The sequence below is a fragment of the Streptomyces sp. NPDC044571 genome (genome assembly GCF_040647115.1).
Classification (GTDB): domain Bacteria; phylum Actinomycetota; class Actinomycetes; order Streptomycetales; family Streptomycetaceae; genus Streptomyces.
Genome location: NZ_JBEZBN010000032.1, coordinates 14,024 through 38,732 on the forward strand (window position 1 = coordinate 14,024; position 24,709 = coordinate 38,732).

21 protein-coding genes are annotated in these 24,709 nt (G+C 75.3%); 10 read left to right on the forward strand and 11 right to left on the reverse strand.

Translation table 11 applies throughout. The annotated features are described in order from the left end of the window. The first annotated feature begins 26 nt into the window (after positions 1-26). The 3 genes from AB0B01_RS18685 to AB0B01_RS18695 are packed head-to-tail and all read left to right on the forward strand — an operon-like array spanning position 27 to position 7,137. A complete protein-coding gene (locus AB0B01_RS18685; RefSeq protein WP_361719814.1) occupies positions 27-1,214 on the forward strand; it encodes an AAA family ATPase in 1,188 nt (395 codons plus the stop codon). Next, complete coding sequence (locus AB0B01_RS18690) at positions 1,211-5,041, forward strand: DUF5682 family protein (protein WP_361719817.1); 3,831 nt, start codon at positions 1,211-1,213, stop codon at positions 5,039-5,041. Before AB0B01_RS18685 ends, AB0B01_RS18690 begins: the two co-directional genes overlap by 4 nt. Next, a complete protein-coding gene (locus tag AB0B01_RS18695) occupies positions 5,038-7,137 on the forward strand; it encodes a hypothetical protein (RefSeq protein WP_361719820.1) in 2,100 nt (699 codons plus the stop codon). The genes AB0B01_RS18690 and AB0B01_RS18695 overlap by 4 nt, the downstream gene beginning before the upstream one ends. Here the strand turns inward: AB0B01_RS18695 and AB0B01_RS18700 are convergent. Next, complete coding sequence (locus tag AB0B01_RS18700) at positions 7,134-7,547, reverse strand: hypothetical protein (RefSeq protein WP_361719823.1); 414 nt, start codon at positions 7,545-7,547, stop codon at positions 7,134-7,136. The two genes, AB0B01_RS18695 and AB0B01_RS18700, sit on opposite strands and share 4 nt — an antisense overlap. Positions 7,548-7,627: 80 nt before the next feature. Between AB0B01_RS18700 and AB0B01_RS18705 the strand changes: the two genes are divergently transcribed. Then, positions 7,628-8,359 (forward strand): hypothetical protein, encoded by a 732-nt coding sequence (locus tag AB0B01_RS18705; RefSeq protein WP_361719826.1) that lies wholly within the window; start codon positions 7,628-7,630, stop codon positions 8,357-8,359. A gap of 42 nt (positions 8,360-8,401) precedes the next feature. On the opposite strand, the gene AB0B01_RS18710 is transcribed toward AB0B01_RS18705, so the two are convergent. Then, the gene (locus AB0B01_RS18710) at positions 8,402-10,108 is read right to left on the reverse strand and encodes a carboxylesterase family protein (RefSeq protein WP_361719829.1); all 1,707 of its coding nucleotides are present in this window, start codon (positions 10,106-10,108) and stop codon (positions 8,402-8,404) included. Positions 10,109-10,299: 191 nt separating this feature from the next. Here AB0B01_RS18710 and AB0B01_RS18715 point away from each other — a divergent pair, with 191 nt between their 5' ends. Then, complete coding sequence (locus AB0B01_RS18715) at positions 10,300-11,412, forward strand: agmatine deiminase family protein (protein ID WP_361719832.1); 1,113 nt, start codon at positions 10,300-10,302, stop codon at positions 11,410-11,412. On the opposite strand, the gene AB0B01_RS18720 is transcribed toward AB0B01_RS18715, so the two are convergent. From AB0B01_RS18720 to AB0B01_RS18740, 5 genes are all read right to left on the reverse strand, one after another. Continuing rightward, positions 11,409-11,933: a DinB family protein gene (locus AB0B01_RS18720; protein ID WP_361719835.1), complete on the reverse strand. Its 525-nt coding sequence runs from the start codon at positions 11,931-11,933 to the stop codon at positions 11,409-11,411. The two genes, AB0B01_RS18715 and AB0B01_RS18720, sit on opposite strands and share 4 nt — an antisense overlap. Before the next feature lie 92 nt (positions 11,934-12,025). Next, the gene (locus tag AB0B01_RS18725; protein WP_361719838.1) at positions 12,026-12,214 is read right to left on the reverse strand and encodes a DUF6381 family protein; all 189 of its coding nucleotides are present in this window, start codon (positions 12,212-12,214) and stop codon (positions 12,026-12,028) included. A 199-nt stretch (positions 12,215-12,413) separates the two neighbouring features. Beyond that, positions 12,414-13,439: an NAD(P)/FAD-dependent oxidoreductase gene (locus AB0B01_RS18730; protein ID WP_361719841.1), complete on the reverse strand. Its 1,026-nt coding sequence runs from the start codon at positions 13,437-13,439 to the stop codon at positions 12,414-12,416. Then, positions 13,436-13,987, reverse strand: a complete 552-nt coding sequence (locus tag AB0B01_RS18735) for an isoprenylcysteine carboxylmethyltransferase family protein (RefSeq protein WP_361719972.1) — start codon at positions 13,985-13,987, stop codon at positions 13,436-13,438. Before AB0B01_RS18735 ends, AB0B01_RS18730 begins: the two co-directional genes overlap by 4 nt. Positions 13,988-14,121: 134 nt before the next feature. Beyond that, positions 14,122-15,183: a 3-oxoacyl-[acyl-carrier-protein] synthase III C-terminal domain-containing protein gene (locus tag AB0B01_RS18740; RefSeq protein ID WP_361719844.1), complete on the reverse strand. Its 1,062-nt coding sequence runs from the start codon at positions 15,181-15,183 to the stop codon at positions 14,122-14,124. 89 nt (positions 15,184-15,272) lie between these two features. On the opposite strand from AB0B01_RS18740, the gene AB0B01_RS18745 reads away from it, so the two are divergent. Further along, complete coding sequence (locus tag AB0B01_RS18745; protein WP_361719847.1) at positions 15,273-16,166, forward strand: UbiA family prenyltransferase; 894 nt, start codon at positions 15,273-15,275, stop codon at positions 16,164-16,166. A gap of 7 nt (positions 16,167-16,173) precedes the next feature. Here AB0B01_RS18745 and AB0B01_RS18750 read toward each other — a convergent pair whose 3' ends face one another. Continuing rightward, positions 16,174-17,226 (reverse strand): PHP domain-containing protein, encoded by a 1,053-nt coding sequence (locus AB0B01_RS18750; RefSeq protein ID WP_361719850.1) that lies wholly within the window; start codon positions 17,224-17,226, stop codon positions 16,174-16,176. 187 nt (positions 17,227-17,413) lie between these two features. On the opposite strand from AB0B01_RS18750, the gene AB0B01_RS18755 reads away from it, so the two are divergent. From AB0B01_RS18755 to AB0B01_RS18770, 4 genes are all read left to right on the forward strand, one after another. After that, a complete protein-coding gene (locus tag AB0B01_RS18755) occupies positions 17,414-18,775 on the forward strand; it encodes an FAD-dependent oxidoreductase (RefSeq protein WP_361719853.1) in 1,362 nt (453 codons plus the stop codon). Positions 18,776-18,968: 193 nt separating this feature from the next. After that, complete coding sequence (locus AB0B01_RS18760) at positions 18,969-19,631, forward strand: NAD(P)-binding domain-containing protein (protein ID WP_361719856.1); 663 nt, start codon at positions 18,969-18,971, stop codon at positions 19,629-19,631. 285 nt (positions 19,632-19,916) lie between these two features. Continuing rightward, entirely contained in the window at positions 19,917-20,636 is a 720-nt protein-coding gene (locus AB0B01_RS18765; protein ID WP_361719859.1) for a hypothetical protein, read from the forward strand. Between the two features lie 239 nt (positions 20,637-20,875). Next, a complete protein-coding gene (locus AB0B01_RS18770; RefSeq protein WP_361719862.1) occupies positions 20,876-21,448 on the forward strand; it encodes a HutD family protein in 573 nt (190 codons plus the stop codon). Here the strand turns inward: AB0B01_RS18770 and AB0B01_RS18775 are convergent. The 3 genes from AB0B01_RS18775 to AB0B01_RS18785 are packed head-to-tail and all read right to left on the reverse strand — an operon-like array spanning position 21,420 to position 24,702. Then, on the reverse strand, positions 21,420-22,928 hold the full coding sequence (locus AB0B01_RS18775; protein ID WP_361719865.1) for a GH1 family beta-glucosidase: 1,509 nt from the start codon (positions 22,926-22,928) through the stop codon (positions 21,420-21,422). The two genes, AB0B01_RS18770 and AB0B01_RS18775, sit on opposite strands and share 29 nt — an antisense overlap. Before the next feature lie 56 nt (positions 22,929-22,984). Next, positions 22,985-23,821 (reverse strand): carbohydrate ABC transporter permease, encoded by an 837-nt coding sequence (locus AB0B01_RS18780; protein WP_361719868.1) that lies wholly within the window; start codon positions 23,819-23,821, stop codon positions 22,985-22,987. Beyond that, positions 23,821-24,702 carry a sugar ABC transporter permease gene (locus AB0B01_RS18785; RefSeq protein ID WP_361719871.1) on the reverse strand — a complete coding sequence of 294 codons (882 nt, stop codon included), beginning with the start codon at positions 24,700-24,702 and terminating at the stop codon, positions 23,821-23,823. Before AB0B01_RS18785 ends, AB0B01_RS18780 begins: the two co-directional genes overlap by 1 nt. Positions 24,703-24,709 lie beyond the last annotated feature (7 nt).

Consider the following 24,709-nt stretch of genomic DNA (forward strand, 5'->3'; position numbering starts at 1 on the left):
TCCCGAAATCCCGAGAGGACCCTCCCATGACCCTCACCGACCAGGCCGCCGGGCCGTCGACCACCGCGGCAGCGGCTACGGCGCCGCCCCGGCAGACCCTGCCCGCCGAGGAGCGCCACGCGGCCGAACTCGCCTTCCTCGCCGCACAGGACACCGGCCCCCGCCCGCCCGGCTGGGCGCTCACCCCCCGCGCCGTCGTCACCTTCGTCTGCGGCAGCTCCGGCGTGGAGCTCGCCCTGCCGAAGCGCCGCGCCGGACTCCCCGCCAAACTGGCCATCGCCCCCAAGTTCGTCGGCGAACGCGCCCTCGTCGAGCGCTGCGTCGTCACCCTCGCGGGGGAGCGCGGCCTGCTGCTGACCGGCGAACCCGGGACCGCCAAGTCGATGCTGTCCGAACTGCTGGCCGCCGCCGTCTGCGGCACCAGCTCCCTCACGGTGCAGGGCACCGCCGGTACCACGGAGGACGCCTTCCGCTACGGCTGGAACTACGCCCTGCTGCTCGCCCAGGGCCCCAGCCGGCAGGCGCTCGTCGACTCCCCGGTGCTCTCCGCCATGCGGACCGGGCGGGTCGTGCGCGTCGAGGAGATCACCCGCTGCCTGCCCGAGGTGCAGGACGCGCTGGTGTCGATCCTGTCCGACCGGCGCGTCAGCGTGCCCGAACTGACCGCCACCGAGGACGCCGTGGTCTCGGCGGCCCCCGGGTTCACGGTCATCGCCACCGCCAACCTGCGTGACCGCGGCGTCTCCGAGATGTCCGCCGCCCTCAAGCGGCGCTTCAACTTCGAGACCGTCGCGCCGATCGCGGACGCGGACGCGGAGGCGACCCTGATCCGCCGCCAGGCCGTGGCCGCCGTGCAGCGGGCGGGCGCCGCGTTCGGAGTCGACGACGCCGTCCTCGACGCGCTCGTCACCGTCTTCCGGGACCTGCGCTCGGGGCGCTCGGCGGAGGGCTGGGACGTGGAACGCCCCGGTACGGTCATGTCCACCGCCGAAGCCGTCCAGGTGGCCGCCTCCCTGGGGGTCGCCGCGGCGTACCTGCCGGGCGGCGACGTCCTGGACCTGCTGCCGGGGCACCTGCTGGGTGTGGTCCGCAAGGACGACCCGGCGGACCACGGCCGCCTGCTGGGGTACTGGGACGGCCCCGTCCGCCGCCGCGCCGAGGACGGCTCGGCGATGTGGCGCCGCCTGTGGGACCTGCGCGGGAGCCTGCGATGACGACGTCCCGCCCGGTTCCGGCGTCCGCCTCCCGGTCAAGGGCCGCCACCGGTGCGGCGGAGGCCGACACGGACGCGGGGGCCGGTCCGCGGGCCGTGGTGGACGCGCTCGCCGCGTCGCGCGAGCCGTACCTGCTGGGAGTGCGCCACCACAGCCCCGCCCTGGCCGCGGTGGTCCCCGCGCTGCTGGACGCGTCGGGGGCGGAGGTGGTCTGCGTCGAGCTCCCCGCCGACTTCCAGCCGTGGCTGGACCACCTGGCCGACCCGGAGACGGTCGCCCCCGTCGCCCTGGCGGGCACGGGCGTGGACGGCCGACTGGCGTTCTACCCGTTCGCGGACTTCTCCCCGGAGCTGGCGGCGATCCGCTGGGCGCGGGCCCGCGGTGTGGAGGTCCGCTGCTGCGACCTCCCGCTGTCGGCCCCGGCCTGGACGGACCCCTCTCCGGCCCGTCCCGACGCCCCCTCCCCGGCGCTGCCCCCGAGCGCGCCCGGGTCCCCGCAGCCCGCGGCTGCGGGCGCGGACCCGGCGGGCCCGGAGGCGGACCGGGTTGCGGACCCGGCCACCGAGGCCCCGGCGCGGGCGCGGCGGACCTTCGCCGACGCCCTCGCCGCTGCCGGCACCGGCCGAGACGGCGACGACCTGTGGGACCGGGCGGTCGAGGTCCTGGCTCCCGGCTGCACCCCGGAGGCCGTCCGCCGCGCGGCCCTCGGCGTCGGCTGGGCCCTGCGCCAGGACGCCTCCGTCCCCGCCACGGACCTGGCCCGCGAGGCCTGCATGCGCGCGGTCCTCAGCGACGCCGCCGCCGGGGGCCGCCGGGTGGCGGCGGTGATCGGCGCCTTCCACGCCCCGGCCCTGACCGGCGCCGCACCCCTGCCGGCCGGTTCCGGCACAGCCGCGGCACCGGCCGCGGGGCCCGGAGCGATCGCAGCCGCGGTCCCCCCGTCGGCCGGATCCGGGTCCCCGGTGGCCGTGGCAGACCACGGCGTACCGGCCGGCAGCGGCACTCCCCGCGCCGACGGGATGGCCGCCGCGGGAGGGGGAGCGGTGGCGGACGGGGCCGTGGTGACCTCGTTCGTGCCCTACTCCTTCGACCTGCTCGACTCCCGCTCCGGTTACCCCGCCGGCATCCGCGATCCCCTCTGGCAGCAGGCCGTCCTGGACGCCGGCGGTGACCCCCGGCGGCTGCGCGACGCGGCGTCCGCCGCCGTCGTCGGGATCTGCCGGGAGTTGCGGCGGGCCGGGCACACCGCCGGGACCGGGGAGGCCGCGGAGACGCTGCGGCTCGCCTGCGACCTGGCCGTCCTGCGGGGGCTGCCCGCCCCCGGCCGGGGCGAGCTCCTCGAAGCCGTGTCCACCGTGCTCGGCCAAGGCGAATCGCTGGGCCGGGGACGGGCGTTGGCCCGCGCCCTCGAAGCCGTGCTGACAGGCACCGGCCGCGGCCGGATCAGCCCCCGCGCGCCCCGCTCCGGACTCGGCCCCTCCGTCGAGTCGGAGCTCGCGGAGCTGCGGCTGCCCGGCCCCGAGGAACCGGCCGCGCGGGAGGTCCGCCTCGACCCGCTGCGCTCCGCGCTCGACGGACGCCGCGAGGTCCTCCTGCAACGCCTGCTCGTCTGCGGTTCCTCGTACGGGGAGCCCCTCGCCGTGGCCGCCACCGGCGACGGCGCCGCCCTCGGCACCAAGTGGCGCCTCCGCTGGACGCCCTCCGTCCCCGCCCGCCTCGACCTTGCCGGGGTCCGCGGGGTCACCGCCGCCCAGGCCGCGGCCGGGACCCTCCGGGACACCGCCCGGCGGGCCGCCGCCGACGGGGGTCCGACCCCCGCCCAGATCCTCGCCGGTCTGGCCGCCGCCGCGCGGTGCGATCTGCCCGAGCTGGTCGACGTACGGCTGGAGGAGGCCGCGGCCATCCTCCCGCAGACGGCCACCCTGCCCGAACTGCTGGAGGCGCTCGACCTGTTGGAGGGCCTGGCCCGCGGCCACCTGCCCGGCACCGGCGACGCGTCCCGTACCGCCGCCACCGTGCTCGCCGGTGAGCTGCTCGAAGCCGCCGTACGGTCCCTGCCCGGTCTGGCCGGCAGCGAGGACCCCGCCGACGCACGCGCCCTCGTGGCCCTGGCCGACCGCGCCGCAACCCGCCACCTGGGCCTGCGCATGGACACCGCCCTGGCGGAACTGGCCGCCACCGCCTCCCCTTTGATGCAGGGCGCCGCCCTGGCCGTACGGGTCCTCCTCGACCTCGACCCGGCCGCCGGACTGGGCGACCGCGCCGCCGGCTGGATCGACAGCGCCCGCACCCCGGACGGCCGCCGCGCCCTGGCCCGCCGGCTCGGCGGCGTCCTGGCCGCCGCAGGGCCCCTGCTGGCGTCCTCCGAGGCCGCCCTCATCCCGGTCCTGGACCGGGTCGACACCCTCGCCGACCAGGAGTTCCTGGACCGGCTCCCGGCCCTGCGCGGCGGCTTCGACACCCTCGCGCCCGCCGCCCGCGACCGGCTGCTCGACACCGTCACCGGACGGCTCGGCGACCGCGTCGACGTGTCCCTCGACGCGTCCCCCGCCCTGCTCGCACTCTGGGCCGCCGCGGACGCCGCCGGTGCCGCCGCCGTCAAGGGTCTTCCGCTGCCACGGTGCGATACGCCGCCCCAGCCGCGGGATGCGGGGCCGGCGGCCACCGCCTCGCGCGGACCCGTCCCCCTACCGGAGGACCGCAGGCTCGCCCCCGCCGACCGCTGGCGGCTGCTGCTCGGCCGCCGCCGCGACCAACTGCCATCGGGCGCGCGCCGTTATGCCCATGCCCTGGACGAGCTGTACGGCGCCGGCCGCGGCGAGGGCGCCGCCGACCTCGACTCCGGTGCGGGAGGCGGCGCGGGGGGCGGCCAGGAGGCCTCCTTCCCCACGGCGCGGGAGTGGGCGCAGGAGCTGGAGGCCCTGTTCGGGGCCGACGTACGCGAGGAGGTGCTCGCCGAGGCCGCGGATGCGGGCCGCGCCGACGTACTGACCCAGCTCGACCCGCAGGCCGTACGTCCCTCCGTGGAGCTGCTGAGCTCCGTGCTCTCCCTCGCCGGGGGCATGCCCGAGGCCCAACTCGCCCGGTTGCGGCCCATGGTGCGGCGGCTCGTCGACGAACTCGCCAAGGAGCTGGCCACCCGGCTCCGCCCGGCGCTCTCCGGCCTCGCCGGCCCGCGCCCCACCCGCCGTCCCGGCGGCCCGCTCGACCTGGCGCGGACGCTGCGGGCCAACCTCGCGCACACGCGCCGCCTCCCCGACGGCAGGACGGTCGTCGTCCCCGAACGGCCCGTCTTCAGCACGCGTATGAGCCGTGAGGCCGACTGGCGGCTGATCCTCGTCGTCGACGTGTCCGGCTCGATGGAGGCCTCCGTCGTCTGGTCGGCGCTCACAGCGGCCGTACTCGGCGGTGTACCGACCCTGTCCACCCACTTCCTCGCCTTCTCCACCCAGGTGGTGGACCTGACCGACCGGGTCGAGGACCCCCTCTCGCTCCTGCTGGAGGTGCGGGTCGGCGGCGGTACGCACATCGCCGCGGGCCTGGCCCACGCCCGCTCCCTGATCACCGTCCCGAGCCGCACGCTCGTCGTCGTGGTCAGCGACTTCGAGGAGGGCGGCCCGATCGGCGGCCTCCTCGGAGAGGTACGCGCCCTCGCCGCCTCCGGAGCCCATCTGCTGGGCTGCGCCGCGCTCGACGACTCCGGTACGCCGCGGTACTCGGTCCCCGTCGCGCGCCAACTCGTCGCCGCCGGGATGCCGGTGGCCGCCCTCAGCCCCCTTGCCCTCGCCCGCTGGGTGGGCGACCGCCTCCGTGGAGAAGCCCGTTGAGCACCGACCCCCTGCCGCAGCTGCCGCCCGTCGCCCCCGAGGTCCTCGCCGAAGCCGTGGAGAGCCTCACCGCCCGGCTGCGCAAGAAGCTCGACGCCGCGATCGCGGGCTGCGCCGGCGGTGCCGAGGCGGGGCCCGACGGCAGCGTCACCGTACGCTTCGGCGAGGACGCCCTCGTCACCCTGCGGCCCGGTCCGGACGGCACCGTCGCCACCGCCGAACAGGCTCAGTGCAGCTGCCTGCTGGCCCCCCGCTGCCTCCACCGCACGGCGGCCCTCGCCGCCTGCCCCCTCGCCGCCCCCACCTCGTGGCCCGACCCGGACCACGAGGTGGAGCCCGGTCCCGACCCCTCCCTGCCGGAGGCCGTTCCCCCGCGACCGGATGCCGCCCCGGCGCCCGGCCCCGGTCCGGTGAGCGGTTCCGGCCCGCAGGCCGGCTGGGGCACGACGCCCGGCGCCCGCTCAGGGCCGCAAGGAGACCCGGGCTCCGGGCTGGAGCCCGGCTCCGGCTCGGAGCCCGGGTCGGGTGGCGACCGGGTGCGCGGGACCGGTTCCGGCGAGGGCTTCGGCCGGCCGCGGCGCCCCGGGGCCGACCGAGCGAGGCAGGAGGCGGGCCATCCGGGCGGGGCGACGCAGACGGCGCCCGCGCTCAGCGGGGCGCAGCTGCGGGCCGCCGGCGGGCTGTGGCAGGCGGCGGCCGAGGCCCTGGCCGCGGGCGTCACCGCCGGTGGTGCGGTGGTCCAGGCCGAGCTGCTGCGGGCCGGCCACACCGCCCGCCTGGCCGGGCTGCCGCGGGCCGAGGCCGCCGCGCTGCGGGTCGTACGGGGGCTGCGCGCGGCCGGCGAGCGCAGCGGCGGCCACCGGCTCGCGGAGCTCACCGGCGCCTTCCGCGAACTCCTGTACACCGCCGGGCTGCTGGCCTCCGGCGCGGCCGGCCCCGAACTCACCGGCACCGTCCGCCGGGCCTACCGGCCCGGCGGCAGCCTGCGCGTGTACGGCCTGTGCCGCGAGCCCGTGCTCTCCGCCACCGGATACGGGGGAGTGGTCACCCACCTCATGGGCTCCGACGGCGCCGCCTACTCGGTCTCCGACGTGCGCCCCGGCGGCCTGGCCCGCGCCCGGGGCGCAGGATCCGCCCCGGTGGCGCTCGGCGGTGCCACCCTCGACCATGCGGGGCTCGCCCGCGGGGGCCTGCGCATCGCCGGGGCCACCGTGTCCCCCGACGGCCGCCTCGGCGCCGGACGCGGGGTGCAGGCGACACCGCTGCGCGGAGTCCCGTGGACCGGGGAACCGGCCGCAGCCCTGTTCGCCCGACCGGCGGCGGAGGCGGTGGCCGCCCAGTCGGCCGACCCCGACCGTGATGGCGCCCCGGAGGTGGAGGAGGGGCCCCGGCTCCTGGGCTGCGAGGTGCGCGTCGTGGGCGCCTGCGGCGAAGACCTCCTGGTCCGCGAGACCCGTGAGGACGGCCCGCTGCTCCGGCTGCGCGCCGCCCACCCCCACCCGGAGCTCCCGTACACGGACAACCTGCGCCGGATCGCCGCCCGCCCCGGACTGGTGATCCGCGTCCTGGGCCGGCCCGACCTGGACCGGGCCGCAACCCTGCGCCCGCTGGCGGTCGGCCCGGCGCCCGGTGCGGAGTACACCCTGCGGCTGCCCGAGGAGTGGCTCGGCCGCGCCGACCTCGGCTACGACCGGCTCCAGGGCAGCCACTTCCCGCCCGCCTCCGCCGGTCCGGACCCCGTGGCTCCCGTCTCCCCCGGCCCGGACCCGCTGGCGGACTCCCCGCTGTGGCGGGTCCGCCGCCTGCTCGAAACCGGGGTCGCGGGCGGCCGCCGGGCCGTCGCCGAAGCGGCCCGCGGAGCCGAGCCCCTCGCCGCGAACGGCGCGCTCCGCCGGTCCGGGTTCACCGCGGCGGCGGAGTCGGCCGCCGCCCTCGCCGCCGAGGCGGACCGCCGCCCCCGCGACGCCTTCGGCCGCCTGGCCGACCCCTCGGCCGACGCCTACGCCTGGGCCTGGCTGGCCGCGGCGACGCACCTGGAGGCGGCCCAGCGCTCGCTCGTCACCGCCTCCTGGAAGGAGACCCTGCCGTCGAACTAGGCTCGGACCCGCGATACCGAGGTGTCCGGACGGCCCACCTCGCGCAGCCATGCGGCGAGGACGGTGAAGTCGGCGTCGGTGAGACCGAACGCGGGGTCGACCCGGTGGAGCAGGGCCGGGCCGGGGTGGTGGGCGGCCACCCACCACCGGTCGGCGTCGGTGATCTCGTCGTCGATCCAGGCGAACGGGCGCCCGGCCGCCCGCCACGTCGTCGCCCACACCAACGCGCACGGCAGCGCCGCCAGCAGAGGTCCGAGCGAGGGGTCGATCCGGGCCGGCAGCGGATGCGCGGAGTCCTCCCCGTACGTCGGGTAGCCGTACGGCCGTTGCTGCCGCGTGGCTCCGAAGGGGATGAGCGGGCCGTCGACATCGAGGAAGAGAAGCGGCCGCGGCCGTCCTGCACCGGTCATCCTCCTCACGATAGTCGTCGCCCGGAGGCGGAACCGTGGCGGGCCCGATCACCTCTCCATGGTCGAGGGGGAGGACGATCGTGACGAAGAAAGCCGTATCCGCATCCGTATCCGTGTCCATGACCGGGCCCGCGGCCCGCAGAGCGGTGGGGGCGGCCCTGTTGTGCGCCGTACTGGCGGCCTGCGGGACCCGGCATGCGGGCGAGGCCGCCGCGCCGCCGTCCCCGGTGCCTGCGCACGAGACGTGTGGCCTGGACCGCGATCTCACCACCGACGACGACGGCGCCGGCGCCGGAAACGCCGGCCCGCCGACCGACGAGGAGACGGGTTACGCGGGCCCGCCGACCGACGAGGAGACGGGTTACGCGGGGCCGCCGACCGATGAGGAGACGGGTTACGCGGGGCCGCCGACCGATGAGGAGACGGGTTACGCGGGGCCGCCGACCGATGAGGAGACCGGCTACGCCGGCCCGCCCACCGACCCGGACGTGACCAACGGCGCGGGCCCCTGCGGTGGCGCCGGATGGTTCGACATGACCCGGGATTTCAACGCCTACTACGCCGAGCACCGCACCGCCGAGGACCGGTTCCTGCCCGCGCAGCCCGTCCGGCAGGCCAAGGTCCGTACGGCCGGCGGAGCCGGCGAGGCCGTGCTGACCTTCGCGACCCGCTCCGTCGGCAAGGGGGTCGGGGAGGACGCCCGCCGCCTGGCCCGGGTGTTCACCGCATGGCGGCAGCAGGTCTACGGGGACAAGGGCACGGTGTCGGTCCGGACGACCGGAGGCGAGGTCATCACCACCGCGCCCTGGTGACCGGCGCGCCCCCGCGTCCGGCACCGCACCGCACCGGCCGCCTCACGGCCACCGCGCGTCCCACAGGTCGCACCGGTGCTCGGCGCGGGCATCCACGGTGCGGATCCCCCCTGCCCCGGGCGCCAAGGACACCACGGCCCGGCCGGGTCCGAAGCGCGGCCACTCGGGCGCCCCGGCGGCCCGCGGCACACCGCTGCGGGCGAACCCGGTCCAATAGCCGATCATCCGGTCCGACAACTCCTGCTGCGGTCCCGTCAGCGGGACGCCCATGCTGAACAGGTAGGGCAGTTCGAAGCCGTGCGAGGCGCCGTACGGGAGGCCCACCACCTCCGGCAGGCCGGTGAAGTTCGGCGCGTCCCGATCACTGAACCGGTAGGCGTACGTCGGCACGTGCCGGGCCAGCGCCCGGCTGTCCCGCAGCGCCGGGCAGGTGAACGAGGCGTCGGACAGCACGGCGGCGAAGGCCAGCGCCGGCGTCGGGTACGCCCGCGCGGGGTAGCGGGCGGCGATGGCGCGGGCGGCCGACGCACCGAAGGAGCGCTCCAGCCGGGCCCGGTAGCCGGCCTCGTCGGCCACGGGGTAGGCGGCCAGGTTCTGGCCCAGGAAGATCCGCATCTCGTCCCAGGTGGTGCCCTGGATCACCGGCACCCGGTGGAAGCGGCCCTGCTCCAGGGCCCGGCGCGGTTCCACCGGCAGCAGGGTGGTGCCGTGGGAGACGAGGGAGAAGTCCTGCATCAGCTCGGGGGTCGCGAGCCGTGCCGTGTCCAGCTCGCGCAGGCAGTCCAGCACGGCGGCCGGCTCCGCCCGGTCGCAGCCGAGCCGGCTCGCGGCGGCGACTCCCTTCTCGACCGTGCGCGGCTCGGGCACGAACGGCTCGTACCTGCCCAGGGTGGGGAGCAGTGACCAGGGCGGCATGGTGGTCGAGCACGAGCCGCTCTGCAGGACCGCCCGCTGGAAGAGGCCGCCCGAGGCCGGCGAGGTCAGGTGGGCGCAGACGCTGAGCCCGCCCGCTGATTCGCCGAACAGCGTGACGTTGTACGGGTCGCCCCCGAAGCCGGACGCGTTCGCCCGTACCCAGCGCAGGGCCGCCTGCTGGTCGGCCAGGGCGAAATCGGGTGCACCGCCGAGCGCCGGATGCCCGAACAGGCCGAAGACGCCGAGCCGGTAGTTGACCGTGACGACCACCGCGCCGCCCTGGACGGCGAGCTGCTCCGGGCGGTAGAGGTCGCCGGCGCCGTTGGCGAAGCCACCGCCGTGGAACCAGACCAGGACAGGCCGCTGCTGCCCGTCCGGGGCCGCTGAGCGCGCGGGTGCCGGGTCGGGTGCGGTGACATTGAGGTACAGGCAGTCCTCCGAGCCGGTCGGACCGCCCGGCCCGATCGGGGGCAGCTGCACACAGCGGGGCCCGGGCGCGCCGGCGTCGCGTACGTCCGTCCAGGGCGCCGCGGGCTCCGGCAACCGCCAGCGCAGCCGGCCGGTCGGCGGTGCGGCGTACGGGATGCCCTCGAAGGTCCGGTGTCCGCCGCGGGCCCGACCGCGTACCGGCCCGTGATCGGTGACGACCACGGGGCCGTCCGCCGCAGTGGTCACCGCGCCGTCCGCCGCAGTGACCACGGGCCCGACCACCGCTGCGGGCACGGGGCCCTCCGCCGCTGCGGCCGTCGGCCCTGCGCCGACGGCGGCGGCCGGCCAGAGCGCGAGCAGGCACAGCGCCGTGATGCCGCGCCGGACCAGATCCACCGAAGGCACGTTGACGCCCTTTCACCGGGTCTGCCTTGCCGAATTCCGCGATGAGGTTACCCGCGGGCAGGGGCTTCCCAACCGTGGTGCGGCGCGTTAAGGTCCCCGCAACCCGATACCTAACGACGTTAGATTTATGGGCCCTCCCCGCTGGACGGCGCCACCCGGCCGCCGCCGGCCTCATTTCGAGGAGTCATGTCATGAACCTGCCGCGAATGTCCCGGCGTGCCTTCGGTGCCGCCGCCCTCTCCGCCGCAGCCGTCCCTCTGCTCGGCGGCCGCGCCTTCGCCGCCCCCGCCGAGGACCCGCACCACGCGCCCGCCGAATGGGAGCCGCACTCAGGCTGCGTGATGGCCTGGCCCTGGGACAAGACGGTCGGCTGGGGCTCACTGCTCGGCAGTGTCCAGGCCGAGATCGCCGGCATCGCCAAGGCCATCGCCCGCTACGAGACCGTCACCATGGTCGCGGAACCGGGCAGGGCGGCGCAGGCGCAAGCCCAGTGCGGCAGCACGGTGACGGTCACCGAGTACCCGGTCAACGACTGCTGGACCCGCGACACCGGGCCGGTCTTCGCCGTGAACGCCGCCAAGAGCCACCGGATCGGCCTGGACTTCGGCTTCAACGGCTGGGGCAACAAGTACCCCTACGACAAAGACGACTTCCTGCCGGTGGGCGTCTGTACGTACCTGGGCGACACCCGCAAGCCGGTCGACATGGTCCTGGAGGGCGGTTCCGTCATCACCGACGGGCAGGGCACCCTGATCACCACCGAGGAATGCCTGCTCAACCCCAACCGCAACCCCGGCATGAGCCGCGCCCGGATCGAGTCCACGCTGCTCGCCGCGTACGGGGCGACCAAGCTGATCTGGCTCCCGTACGGCCTCGCCGGCGACACCATCACCAACGGCCACGTCGACCTCGTCGCCGCCTACCTCGGCCCCGCCAAGGTGCTGCTGCACACCCAGCCCGACCCGGCCGGCCCCAACCACGCCCGGATGGCGGCCAACAAGGCGGTGCTCGACGCCGCGACCGACGCGTGCGGGCGCCCCTTCAACGTGGTGGAGATGCATCACCAGCCGCACTTCCGCCACAACGGCCTGATGGTGGAGACCTTCAGCTACACGAACTACTACCTGACGAGCGGCAGCGTCGTCGTCCCCACCTCGGGCGAACCGGCGGACTCCCTCGCCCTTGCCCAGTTCGCGACGCTCTTCCCCGGCCGCGAGGTCGTCGGCACCCCGGCGCGCACCCTGGCCTGGGGCGGCGGCGGCGTCCACTGCGTCACCCAGCACGTCCCGCGGGTGAACTGCTAGCGGGTGGCCCGCCGGCGGCGTTGCAGCGCGCCGCGTACGAAGGCTGCCTGGCCGGCGTGCTGGAGGTCGTCGGCCAGGACGCTGACCAGGCGCACCCCGAGCGTCACCGGCGGGTCCCAGCGCTCGTCGACGACACGGTTCAAGTCGGCGGCGGCCAGACCCCGCAGGAATCCGAGGCTCTGCTCGTGGACCGCGTCGAAGTACCCCAGCAGCAGCTCGCCCGAGTCCACCCGGACCGAGCCCACCTGCCGCGAGCTGTGGCCGAAACCGGTGGCGTCGGCGGGCAGGGGCAGCGCGAACCGGGTCACCCAGTCCTGGGCGTGCCACACCTGTTCCCGGCCCGAAGCGTCCGCCACGTGGTCGTCCTGCACCCGGGTCAGATGCCACACCAGCCAGGTGATCGAGTTGGCCCCCGCATCGGTCCGGTCGTTCAACTCCTCGGCCGAAAGCCCCTCGACCACCTCGTGCACGACCTCCCGGATCCGCCCGTACCCGTCGGCCAAGATCTCCGTCGCCTTCATCCACCGTCCCCATACGTGTTCATGTGCACCTGTACGTACGGCATCGGCCGGGGCCGCTGCCACCGGCCGATGCGTGCTGCGCGGGACCCGCACTACATGGGATCCATACCCCGGTCGTCGATCTTGCTCTCCTGCTTGCTCTGCTCCTCCAGCCGCCGGGCCTTCTCCTGGAGCCTCCGGCGCTCTTCCGGGTCGGTGGAGCGCTCGGCCGCCTTGTTCAGCTCCTGCGCCTTCTCGCGCAACTGCCGGGAACGGCCCTGGGAATCACCTGCAATGCTCATGCTCACTCCTTGGGGGTGTGGGGGAAAGACGGGCGGAACCAGCGAAACAGCAGCGCCGCGCGTGCGCATCTCGAAGCGTCACCGGGCGTGACGGCAGCCGCGGGCTCCACCGTTCGCCTACCCCGAGTGGCGCGGCGGTGCGGGCTGCCGCTGAATGTGACCAAGGGTGCGGGTGGGCCCGCTCCCGCCCCCGCCGCGTCTAGGCGAGCAGGTTCACGGCTCGCGTGAACAGCCACGGCATGCGGGCGGCCGCGGGCACGATCCGTCCCGCGAGCCGGGGCTGTTGGCGCGCCCAGAGCAGGGAGGCGGTGAGCGCGCGATAGCTGCGGGAGAGGTCCCGCCAGGCCCGTTCGTACGCCTGCGGCCGGCCGGCCCGCACGCAGCGGACCAGTTCGCCCGCGGCGGTCAGGGCCAGGGTGAGCCCCTCACCGGTCAGCGCATCCACGTACCCGGCGGCGTCCCCGACGAACAGCACGCGCCCCGCGACCCGTACCCGGGCCCGCTGGCGCAGTGGCCCGGCCCCGCGCACCGGCGTCTGCGCGGAGGCGGGCAGGCGCGCCGCCAACAGCGGGAAACGGCCGAGCTGTTCCTCGAAGGGCGCGCGGTCCCCGGTGAGGACCGCCACGCCCACGCGTCCGGGCCCCAGCGGGGTCACGTACGCCTCGCACCGCTGCGACCAGTGCACCTCGACCAGCTCGCTCCACGGTTCCACCGCGTAGTGGCGGCGCAGCCCGTAGCGGGCGGGCCGCCCCGGCGCGGGCGGCGCCGACAGGCCCAGGCTTCGCCGGACGGGGGAGTGCAGGCCGTCGGCGGCCACGAGGTAGCGGGCGCACAGCCCGGCGGCGCCGACCCGGTCCTCGTCCTGGCGGACCTCTCCCGCGCGCCGGGCGAGCACCCGTACGCCCAGCCGGGCGGCGCGGTCGGCCAGCGCGGCGTGCAGGACCGTACGGCGGATGCCGAGGCCGGGGCCGGAGTGGAACCGCCCCTCCACGTGCCGGCCGGTCATCCCGTCCAGGTAGCGGATCCCGTGGAACGGACGGCCGGGCACGGACAGGCCCAGCTCCGCCAGACGGCGTACCGCCCCCGGCATCAGCCCTTCCCCGCACGCCTTGTCGATGGGGGTGGGGCGGGGCTCCAGGACCACCACCTCCATCCCGGCCAGCGCTCCGTGCACGGCCGTGGCCAGCCCGGCCGGGCCGCCCCCGACCACCAGCAGGTCGATCACAGGGCGCCGTCCCCGGCCGGCACGGCCGCGCGGCGCGCCGGCGCCGTATCGGCGAGAGCGGCCTCCTCGCAGCGCACGCGCACCCTCAGCAGCAGCAGGTTCAGCACGCCGAAGCCGAGCGCCGTCAGCCATGCCGTGTGCACCAGCGGCAGCGCCACGCCCTCCACCACCACGGCGGCGTAGTTGGGATGGCGCAGGAAGCGGTACGGGCCTGCCGCCACCAGCGGCAGCCCCGGCACCACCAGCACCCGGGTGTTCCAGCGCGGGCCGAGGGTGGCGATGCACCACCAGCGCAGGCCCTGGGCCGCCACGGCCAGGGCGAAGGCGGTCCAGCCCAGCGCGGGCAGGAACGGACGCGGCGCGGCGAGCGGTTCGACCACGCAGGCGAGCAGCAGCGCGGTGTGCAGGGCCACCATGGGCGGATAGTGGCCCCGGCCGTACTCGCGGGCGCCGCGCGCCAGGCTCCAGGCCGTGTTGCGGCGGGCGACGGCGAGCTCGGCGAGCCGCTCGACGGCCACGAGCCCGACCAGCAGCAGGTAGGGGGCCAGGGTCGCGGCCGTCGACAGGGCGAGGGAAGGCAGTGCGGGCACGGCGGGCGTGACGGGCACGGCGGACGGGAGCGGCATGGCGGACGGGAAGGGCATGGCGGGCAAGGGCACGGCGGGCGGGAAGGCCATCGGACTCACCAGCGCAGCAGGACGAGTTCGCAGGCGAAGCCCGGTCCGAAGGCGACCATCAGCCCCACCGCGCCGGGCGGGGGCGGGCCGGCCGCCTGGATCCCGCTCAGCACGTGCAGCACCGAGGCCGAGGACAGGTTGCCCGCGGACGCCAGCGAGCGGCGGCTCGCGCCGAAGGCCGAGCCGGGCAGGGAGAGCGCGTCGGCCAGTACGTCGAGGATCTTCGGGCCGCCGGGATGGACGATCCAGGCGTCGACGTCCGAGGGCTTGAGGTCGTGTCCGGCGAGGAAGCCCTCCACGTCCCCGGCCACGTGCAGCCGGACCAGGTCGGGCAGTTCCCGCCCCAGCACCATCCGGAACCCCCAGTGGCCGATGTCCCAGCCCAGCAGGCCTTCGGTACCGGGATAGAGGTGGCTGCGCGCGGCCACGACCGAGGGCCCGGGGGCCGTGCGGTGCAACGGATGGCCCCGGCCCACCGCGAGCAGGCCGCCGGCCCCGTCGCCGAAGAGGGCGCCGGCCACGAGGTTCGCGGGCGACGTGTCGGCGGGCTGGAGGGTGAGCGAGCACAGCTCGGTGGAGAGCATGAGCGCCGCGTGGTCCGGGCGTCCCGCCAGGTAGTCGTGCAGGTGGCCGAGGGCGGCCGCGCCGCCCGCGCAGCCGAGGCCGAACAGCGGCAGGCGCCTCACATCGGGGCGCAGCCCCGCGCGGGCGGCGAGGCGGGCCTCCAGCGAGGGCGTCGCGAGCCCGGTCACCGTCGTCGACATGACCAGGTCGACCTCGTGCGCCGCCATCGAGGCTGCGGCCAGCACGGATTCCAGGGCGCGGGCGCCCAGTTCCTCGGCCGTCGTGAGGAAGACGGCGTTCGCCGTGCCGAAGTCGTTCGCCGGCCCGTACCGGTCCAGCGGGAGCGCGAGGTGGCGCGTCTCGACCCCCACCGACGCGTGGAGCCGGTGCAGACGGGCCGAATCGGCCGGTGACGGCATGAAACGGGAGAGTGCCGCGGTGATCTCGCACTGGGGGTAGCGGTGGGGCGGGAACACACTGCTCACTGCCATGACACGGGTCATTGCCCCAACATAGGGAATAACTGACACTTCCCAGGGAATCCCGCGAATCGGGCGCGGCGCCGTCCCCGCCCCGGGCTTAGCGTGGTGCCGTGCAGCAGACCCCCACCGCCGCACGGCCCGTTGAGGGCGGGCGGCCCGGCCTCGCCGGGCTGCGGCCGGCCGTCGCCGGCGCCGTCGCCCTGCTCAAGGCCTGTCACCCGCTGCCCGCGGCCGCCGTGACCCTCTTCACCGCTGCCCTGGCCGCAGCCGTCGGCCGGGACCTGCCCGGATCGGCGTTCACCGTGGCCGCGGTGGCCGCGGGACAGCTCTCGGTGGGCTGGTGCAACGACCGGGTGGACCTGCGTCGGGACCTGATGACCGGCCGGAGGGACAAGCCGCTGGCTGCGGGGGCGGTGCGGCCCGGCGCGGTGACGGCCGCCGCACTCACCGCCCTGCTGCTCTGCGTGCCGCTGTCGCTGGCCGCCGGACTCCCGGCCGGCTGCGCGCACCTGTGCGGGGTGGCCGCCGCCTGGGCGTACAACCTCCGGCTGAAGCGCACCGCCTGGTCCTGGCTCCCGTACGCCCTCGCCTTCGGGTTGCTCCCGGCTTTCGTCACGCTGGGCCTGCCCGGTACGCCCTGGCCGCCGGCCTGGCTCACGGCCGCGGCCGCCCTGCTCGGAGCGGGGGCGCACGTCGCCAACGTACTGCCCGACCTCGACGACGACCTGGCGACGGGAGTGGCGGGCCTGCCGCACCGGCTCGGGGCGCGGCGTGCGGCCGCCTTGGGAGGACTGCTGGTCCTCGGCTCCACCGGGGCCTTGGTGCTCGGGCCTCCGGGCCGGGTCGGCCCGTACGGCTGGACCCTGCTGGCCGTGACGGCCGCGGCGGTGCTCGGCACGAGCGGCCGCCGCGGCCGGGTGCCCTTCCTGGCCGTACTGGCGGTCGCCGCCGCCGACGTGACCCTGCTGCTGGTCCGCGGCGCCGGGCTCTTCCCGGCGGTCTGAGGCCCGGTCAGGCCGCTGCCGCGGCGGAGGGCGGCCGGCGGGTGCGGGTCCAGGTGAGGAGGTCGTCCAGCGGCCAGGTGTTGACGATGCGTTCGACCGGCACCCCGCACTCCGCGGCCCGTTCGCAGCCGTTCAGCTGCCAGTCCAGCTGGCCGGGGGCGTGGGCGTCCGTGTCGACGGCGAACAGCGTGCCCGTCTCGACCGCGAGCCGCAGCAGCCGCCGGGGCGGGTCCAGGCGTTCGGGGCGGCTGTTGATCTCCACCGCGGTCCCGGACTCCGCGCACGCGGCGAAGACCGCTTCGGCGTCGAACTGCGACTCGGGGCGGCCCCGCCCGGTCACCAGTCGGCCCGTGCAGTGGCCGAGGACGTCCATCAGCGGATTGCGTACGGCCTTCAGCAGCCGCCTCGTCATCGCGGGCGACTCCATCCGCAGCTTCGAATGGACGGAGGCGACGACGACGTCCAGTTGGTCCAGCAACTCCGGATCCTGGTCGAGCGTGCCGTCGAGCAGGATGTCGCACTCGATGCCGGTGAGCAGCCGGAAGGGCGCCCACGTCTCGTTGAGCTCCGCCACCACGGCCAGCTGCTCGCGCAGCCGCTCCGCCGAGAGCCCCCGGGCGACGGTCAGGGTCGGCGAATGGTCCGTGAGCACCGCCCACTCGTGGCCCAACCCGGCCGCGGCGCGCCCCATGGCCTCGATCGGGCTGCCGCCGTCGGACCACTCGGAGTGCAGATGGCAGTCCCCGCGCAGGGCCGCCCGCAGCGCACGGGCTCCCGGGGTGGCCGGCGGGCCCTCGGGGTGCGCGGCGACCTCGTCCTCCAGCTTCTGCAGATACGACGGGACGGCTCCGGCGAGCGCCTCCCGGACGGCCTGGCCGGTCTTGGGGCCGATGCCCTTCACCGCCTCCAGAGATCCGGCGGCCACCCGTTCGGCCACTTCGTCCTCTCCCATGCGGACCAGGGCGGCCGCCGCCGTGCGGAAGGCCTGCACCCGGTACGTGGGCGCCTGTCCGCGCTCCAGCAGGAAGGCGATCCGCTCCAGCGCCGCCACCGGGTCCATCGGGGCACCTCCTCGTACCGGCGGTCGGGACACCCACCCCACCAGTGTGACCGGGGACTCCAAGGATGTCCTGGGGAAGTCATAAGTTCGGCTTATGGGGTCATAAGCCGGGCCCGGGTGCTCGCTTAGGGTGCCCTTAGCTTAGGGTTCCCCTTGATCCATTTTTGTCGGTCGAAGGGAACTTGTCATGCCTCGCCCCCTGCGGGTAGCAATCGTCGGTGCCGGCCCCGCCGGAATCTACGCCGCCGATGCGCTGCTGAAGTCCGAGGCCGCCGCCGAGCCGGGCGTCTCCATCGACCTCTTCGAGCGGATGCCCGCCCCCTTCGGCCTGATCCGGTACGGCGTCGCCCCCGACCACCCGCGGATCAAGGGCATCATCACCGCCCTCCACCAGGTGCTCGACAAGCCGCAGGTCCGCCTCTTCGGCAACGTGGACTACCCGAACGACATCAGCCTCGACGAGCTGCACGCCTTCTACGACGCCGTGGTCTTCTCCACGGGCGCGACCGCCGACCGTGCGCTCGCCATACCGGGGGTCGACCTCGACGGCTCCTACGGCGCCGCCGACTTCGTCTCCTGGTACGACGGCCACCCCGACGTCCCGCGCATCTGGCCGCTGGAGGCGGAGAAGGTCGCCGTGCTCGGCGTGGGCAACGTCGCCCTCGACGTCGCCCGCATCCTCGCGAAGACGGCCGACGAGCTGCTGCCGACCGAGATCCCGCCGAACGTGTACGAGGGCCTGAAGGCCAACAAGGCCCTCGAAGTGCACGTCTTCGGCCGCCGCGGCCCCGCCCAGGCCAAGTTCAGCCCCATGGAGCTGCGCGAGCTGGACCACTCGCCGAACATCGAGGTCATCGTCAACCCCGAGGACATCGACTACGACGAGGGCTCGATCGCCACCCGCCGCTCCAACAAGCAGGCCGACATGGTCGCCAAGACCCTGGAGAACTGGGCGATCCGGGACATCGGCGAGCGGCCGCACAAGCTGTTCCTGCACTTCTTCGAGTCGCCCGTCGAGGTGCTCGGCGAGGACGGCAAGGTCGTCGGCCTGCGCACCGAGCGCACCGAACTCGACGGCACCGGCAACGTCAAGGGAACCGGGCAGTTCACCGACTGGGACGTCCAGTCCGTCTACCGGGCCGTGGGCTACCTCTCTGACGAACTGCCCAAGCTGCCCTGGGACGTGGACTCCGGCACCGTCCCGGACGAGGGCGGCCGCGTGATGCAGGGCGGCGAGCACCTGCAGTCGACGTACGTCACCGGCTGGATCCGGCGCGGCCCGATCGGGTTGATCGGCCACACCAAGGGCGACGCCAACGAGACGGTGGCCAACCTCCTCGCCGACCACGCGGGCGGGCGCCTGCAGACGCCGGCCACGCCCGAGCCGGAGGCCGTCGACGCCTTCCTCGCCGAGCGGAACGTCCGCTACACGACGTGGGAGGGCTGGTACCGCCTCGACGCGGCCGAGAAGGCGCTGGGCGAGCCCCAGGGGCGCGAGCGCGTGAAGATCGTCGAGCGCGAGGACATGCTCGACGCGAGCGGAGCCTGATCCCGGGCGGGGAGTCCGCCGTTGCCGGGTCCTGCCCCCCGCAGGACCCGGCCGGAACGGCAGTGCGGCAGACCGCTCGTACGGGGGATGGGCCGGCCGGGGCGGAATGCCGGGCGGCGCCGGGCGGTTCGGACCAAGGCGGCACCACGCGCAACCGCGCGACACCGGCCACCCTGCACGCACGGGAGAGCTCATGAAGATCGGCATCATCGGCGCAGGCAACATCGGCGGCAACCTCACCCGCCGCCTCACCGCCCTCGGGCACGAGGTGCGCGTGGCCAACTCCCGGGGCCCCGAGACCCTGGCCGACCTGGCCGCGGAGACCGGCGCGACCCCGGTCACGGCCGCGGAGGCCGCCCGCGGCGCCGAGGTCGTCGTGGTCACCGTCCCCCTGAAGAACGTACCGGACCTGCCCCCGGGCCTCTTCGACGGGGCGGCGAAGGACTTCGTCGTCATCGAGACCGGCAACTACTACCCGAAGCGGCGCGACGGCCGCATCGCCGGCATCGAGGACGAGGGCCTGACCGAGAGCCGCTGGACCGAGCAGCAGCTCGGGCACCCCGTGGTCAAGGCCTTCAACGGCACCTACGCCCAGGACCTCATCGACCGGCCCCGCCCGGCCGGCGACCCGGACCGGATCGCCGTCCCGGTGGCCGGCGACGACGAGTCGGCCAAGGACACCGTCCGGGCCCTCATCGACGAACTCGGCTTCGACTCGGTCGACGCGGGCGGACTCGACGACTCCTGGCGCCAGCAGCCCGGCACCCCCGTCTACGGGCTGAGGGCGGGCGCGGCCGAGGTCGCCAAGGCCCTCGCCGAAGCCTCCCCACTCCGCCAGGAGGACTTCAAGGCCTGACCACCCCCACCCGGGAGCCCCACCCCCCGGCCCTGCGCAGCCGCCCCGGCCCGGCAGCCCCGGCTCACGGCTCGGTCCGTGCAGTCGGCTCGACGGTGCGAACGGCCGGGCCCTGCGGCCTGCCCCGCCAGCCGGCCTGCAGGGCCGGTCTCCGCGCACACGGCGCCGTGCGTACGGCTCCGCCCGTCGGGAACCGTGACCGAAGTGTCACCCTCCGGCGCAGCCCCAGGCGGGGGCGTCCTGTTACGGTCCGGGCCTCACGGGAGCCGTAGGAGGGCCACCAGCATGTACGTCAGACCCCGTCTGCTCATCGCCTCGGCGGTGCTGGCGGCGAGCCTCACCGCCTGCACCGGGCAGTCGCACACCAAGACCGGGTCGGCCGCTCCCGCGCCGTCGCCGACCGGCACACCCTCCGTCTCCGGTACGCCCGCGCCGACCGCCTCCCCGTCCGCTTCCGCTTCCGCCTCCGTGCAGGCGCAAGCACCCTCGTCCACGCCCTCGGCCGCCGCGGCCCGGCCCTCGGCCCCGGCGCCGGCCGCCGCCCCGGCGACGCGGCCGGCCCTCTCCGTGGACACCGCGGGCGGTCGGCTGAACCTCGTACGCGGCGGCCCCGCCCAGGAGTTCACGGTCACCCTGCGCGGCGGCAGCGGCCAGGCCTACCGGCACCTGCTGGTGGCCTTCCAGATGGAGCCGCTCCCCGGCTCGCCCGGGGACCTGCCCGGACCTGCCGACCCGTACGTCCTGGAGCGGCGCGACCCGGCGACCGGCAGCTGGCGCCGCGTGGACCTGCGCATCGCCACCGACGTGCTGCCCGCCGACCTCTACGAGGGCGGGACCGCCCTCGGCCAGGGCGCCGTCCGCACCGAGCGCTACCGGCTGCGCGCCACCGTCACCGGTCCGACCGGCAGCAGCCCGCTCATGGTGTACGCCGTCGACACGGACCACGCCGAAGGCGGCCCCGCCGCCCGGTCCTCGCTCGCGCACACGACCCGGCGTCTCGTCTGACTCCCGTTCCCGCCCGGGCAATCCGGCGCACGTCCCTCGTCTCCGGCACCGCGCGGACCCCGCGCCGACGGCGAAGCGGGCGTGAGGCTCAGCCCGCGTTCCCCCGCGGCGGGGGCCCCGGCCGCACCCGGCCGTCGGCCTGTCCGCACGGCTCCCCTCGTGGATCTCGTCAGACGGCCGCGGCGGGGGCCCCGGAGGCTCGATAGGCTCCCGGTGGGAAGTGAGAGAGGGGAAACGACGTGCGGGTGCTGCGAGCCGGTGCGCGGGAGGCCGTGCCGTGGAAGAACGGCGGGGGAGTCACCCGGGAGATCGCCGCCTGGCCCGAGGGCGCCGGGACGGATGACTTCGCCTGGCGGGTGAGCCTGGCCGAGGTGGCCGCCGACGGGCCGTTCTCCGCGTTCCCCGGCGTCGAGCGCACGCTCACCCTGGCCGAGGGCGCCGGCATGCACCTCAGCGTGGGCGGCGCCGCCCGCACCGTCGCCGAACGCCTCGCCCCGCAGGACTTCCCCGGCGACGTCCCGACCGGCTGCCGGCTGATCGACGGCCCCGTCGTCAACTTCAACGTGATGTACCGGCGCGACAGCGCCCGCGCGGACACCGCCGTCGTCCGCGGCGTGCTCGCGCTCAGCGCCGCACCCCGCGAAACCCTGCTGGTGGTCGCCCTGCGCGGCTCGGCGGAACTCGACGCGGGCGACGGGCCGCTCACCCTCGGCCCGTACGACGCGGCCCTGATCACCGCCGGGTCCGGCTGCCGCCTCCGTACGGCCGGGCACGCGGCCGTGGTCAGGCTGGCAGACCACCGCGCGCAATGACCCCGGCGTACCAGCGGCCGCTGTCCTTCACGGTGCGCCGCTGCGTCGCGAAGTCCACGTGGACGAGGCCGAACCGCTTGCTGTAGCCGTGCGCCCACTCGAAGTTGTCCATCAGCGACCACACGAAGTACCCCCGCACGTCCGCCCCGTCCGCCATCGCCGCGTGCACCGCCGCCAGATGGCCGTGCAGGTACGCGATCCGGTCCGGGTCGTGCACCGCGCCCTCCGGGTCGGCGTAGTCGGCGTAGGCTGCGCCGTTCTCCGTGATCAGCAGCGGCACCCCCGGCAGCTCGTCGCGCAGCCGCGTCAGCAGCTCGTACAGTCCGCCCGCGTCCACCGGCCAGTCCATGGCCGTCCGCGGACCCGGCGCGGGCAGCAGGCGTACGTACGGCTGCGCGCCCACCCACGGCGAGGGCTCTGCGACGCCTGGCGACCGCGGTGACGGCCCGGGCTCCGCGGCCGGGGCGGCGGCGACCAGCGTGGGGGAGTAGTAGTTGATACCGAGCCAGTCGACGGGAGCGGCGGCCGCGGCCAGATCGCCGTCCCGGACGAACGACCAGTCGGTGAGCCCGGCCGTGTCCCGGACCAGGTCCTCGGGCAGACGACCGTGGAAGACCGGGTCGAGGAAGATCCGGTTCCCGACCGCGTCGATGCGCCGGGCCGCGTCCAGATCGGCGGCAGACCCCGTGAGCGGGCGCACCGCGTGCAGGTTCAGCGTCAGCGAGACCGCTGCCGGGTGCGGCAGGACCGCGCGCAGGGCAGCCGTGCCCAGGCCGTGCGCGAGGTTGAGGTGGTGGGCGGCCCGCAGGGCGGCGACCGGCTCGGTCCGGCCCGGGGCGTGGACGCCGGACGCGTATCCGAGGAAGGCCGCGCACCAGGGCTCGTTGAACGTGGTCCAGTCGTGCACCCGGTCCCCGAGCGCCGCTCCCACGATCCCCGCGTACTCGGCGAACCGCTCGGCCGTCTCGCGCCGGGGCCAGCCCCCGAGGACTTCCAACTGCTGCGGCAGGTCCCAGTGGTAGAGGGTGGCGACCGGCCGGATCCCGGCCTCCAGCAGGGCGTCGACGAGCCGCCGGTAGAAGTCCAGCCCGCGCTGGAGCGCCGGGCCCCGGCCGGTGGGCTGGATCCGCGGCCAGGCGACCGAGAAGCGGTAGTCGCTCACGCCGAGCCGCTTCAAGAGGGCCACGTCCTCGGGCACCCGGTGGTAGTGGTCGGCCGCGATGTCCCCGGTGTCGCCGTTGAGCACGTTGCCCGGGGCCCGGCTGAAGGTGTCCCAGATGGAGGGTCCGCGCCCGTCCGCCGAGGCGGCCCCCTCGATCTGGTAGGCGGCGGTGGCGGCTCCCCAGCGGAAGCCGGCCGGAAAACGCAGGGCCGTATCGGTCTGCGCACTCGTCCGCACATCCGTGCGCGCGTCCGTCTGCGTATCCGTCCGCGCATCCGTGGCGGCGTCCCCGAGCGCGAACGCGTCGGCAGTGGTCATGGAAGGACTCCTGGAGGGAGAGAAGGGGAAAGGAGGACCCGGCCCGGCGGCGCCCGTCAGCCCTTGACCGCGCCCTGCATGATGCCGCCGACGATCTGGCGGCCCAGTACGGCGAACACCAGCAGCACCGGCAGGGTGCCGAGCAGGGTGCCCGCCATGATCACGGACTGGTCGTGGACGTAGCCGCCGCCCAGCTGACGCAGTGCGACCTGCACGGTCGGCTCCTGCGAGGAGAGCGCGACGATCGGCCAGAAGAAGTCGTTCCAGGCCGTCATGAACGTCAGCAGCCCCAGGACGGCCATGCCCGGGCGGGCGATGGGCACCACGACCGACCAGAAGATCCGGGCGTACGAGGCCCCGTCCACCCGGGCCGCCTCGATCAGCTCGTCCGGCAGCGACTGCGCCAGGAACTGCCGCATGAAGAACACGCCGAACGCCGAGACCAGTCCGGGCAGGACCACCGCCTGGAGCTGGTTCACCCAGTGCAGCTCGACGATCAGCATGAAGAGCGGGATCACCCCGAGCTGCGGCGGGATCATCATCGAGGCGACGACGGCACCGAGGAGCAACCCGCGACCGCGGAACCGCAGTTTGGCGAAGGCGAAACCGGCCAGCGTGGAGCACAGCACCGTGCCCACGGTGATCGACGCGGAGACGATGAGCGAGTTGACCAGCGCCTTGCCGATCGCCGCCTCGTCCAGCACCGCCTGGAGGTGCTCCAGAAGACGCGGGCCGGGCAATAGCGCGGGCACCGGCCGCGCCAACTCGGAGTTCGAACGGCTCGCGGCGACCAGCGTCCAGTACAGCGGGAAGGCCGAGACCAGCACCGCGACGGCCAGGACCGCGTAGGCGACCCTCCCGCCACGCCGGGCAGCCGGGGCAGAGGTGCTCATCACCAGGCCTCCTGACCCGAACGGCGCCGCGCCAGCAGGGCGTTGACCCCGACCAGCACCGCGATCAGCAGGAACATCATCCAGGCGATGGCCGCCGCCCGCCCCAGGTGGAAGAAGCCCCAGCCCTGCTCGTACATGTAGAGGCCCAGGGTCTGGTACTGGTGCGAGATGCCGCCGGACATCGAGCCCTCGAACAGGAGCGGCTCGCCGAAGAGCTGGGTGGCTCCGATCGTGGAGACGATCGAGGTGAAGACGATCGTGGGGCGCAGCCCCGGCAGGGTCACGTGGACGAACTGCCGCCAGGACGAGGCACCGTCGACCTCGGCGGCCTCGTACCGCTCACGGGGGATCGACTGCATGCCCGCCAGGTAGATCAGCGCGTTGTAGCCGGTCCAACGCCACACGACGATGGACGAGACGGCGATCTGGGAGGCCGCCGTGCCGGTCTGCCAGTCCACCGGGTCGACACCGGCCAGCCCGAGCACCTGGTTCACCAGGCCGAAATCACGTCCGAAGAGCTGCGCGAAGACGAGGGACGCGGCGGCGACCGACGTCGCGTACGGCAGGAGCAGCGCGGTACGGAAGAACGTCAGTGCACGGAGCCGCGAGTTGAGGAGATGTGCCAGACCCAGGGCCATCAGCAGCTGGGGGACGGTGGAGAGGAGGCCGATGGTGAAGGTGTTGCGCAGCGCCGTCCAGAAGAACGGGTCGCCGAGCAGCGCGGTGTAGTTGTCGAGACCGCGCCACTCCAGCTCGCCGGGGGTCTGCAGCTCGACGCGGTAGAGGGAGACGTACGCCGTGTAGAGCAGCGGGAAGATCCCGAACGCGGCGAACAGGGTGAAGAACGGGGCGAGGAAGGCGTAGGGGGACCTGGCGCTCACGGGGCGG

Coding starts and splice junctions, on each gene's coding strand:
- AB0B01_RS18685 (WP_361719814.1), top strand. CDS start 27: ATGACCCTCACCGACCAGGCCGCCGGGCCGTCGACCACCGCGGCAGCG.
- AB0B01_RS18690 (WP_361719817.1), top strand. CDS start 1,211: ATGACGACGTCCCGCCCGGTTCCGGCGTCCGCCTCCCGGTCAAGGGCC.
- AB0B01_RS18700 (WP_361719823.1), bottom strand. CDS start 7,547: ATGACCGGTGCAGGACGGCCGCGGCCGCTTCTCTTCCTCGATGTCGAC.
- AB0B01_RS18715 (WP_361719832.1), top strand. CDS start 10,300: ATGAACCTGCCGCGAATGTCCCGGCGTGCCTTCGGTGCCGCCGCCCTC.
- AB0B01_RS18720 (WP_361719835.1), bottom strand. CDS start 11,933: ATGAAGGCGACGGAGATCTTGGCCGACGGGTACGGGCGGATCCGGGAG.
- AB0B01_RS18725 (WP_361719838.1), bottom strand. CDS start 12,214: ATGAGCATTGCAGGTGATTCCCAGGGCCGTTCCCGGCAGTTGCGCGAG.
- AB0B01_RS18740 (WP_361719844.1), bottom strand. CDS start 15,183: ATGACCCGTGTCATGGCAGTGAGCAGTGTGTTCCCGCCCCACCGCTAC.
- AB0B01_RS18750 (WP_361719850.1), bottom strand. CDS start 17,226: ATGGACCCGGTGGCGGCGCTGGAGCGGATCGCCTTCCTGCTGGAGCGC.
- AB0B01_RS18755 (WP_361719853.1), top strand. CDS start 17,414: ATGCCTCGCCCCCTGCGGGTAGCAATCGTCGGTGCCGGCCCCGCCGGA.
- AB0B01_RS18760 (WP_361719856.1), top strand. CDS start 18,969: ATGAAGATCGGCATCATCGGCGCAGGCAACATCGGCGGCAACCTCACC.
- AB0B01_RS18765 (WP_361719859.1), top strand. CDS start 19,917: ATGTACGTCAGACCCCGTCTGCTCATCGCCTCGGCGGTGCTGGCGGCG.
- AB0B01_RS18775 (WP_361719865.1), bottom strand. CDS start 22,928: ATGACCACTGCCGACGCGTTCGCGCTCGGGGACGCCGCCACGGATGCG.
- AB0B01_RS18780 (WP_361719868.1), bottom strand. CDS start 23,821: ATGAGCACCTCTGCCCCGGCTGCCCGGCGTGGCGGGAGGGTCGCCTAC.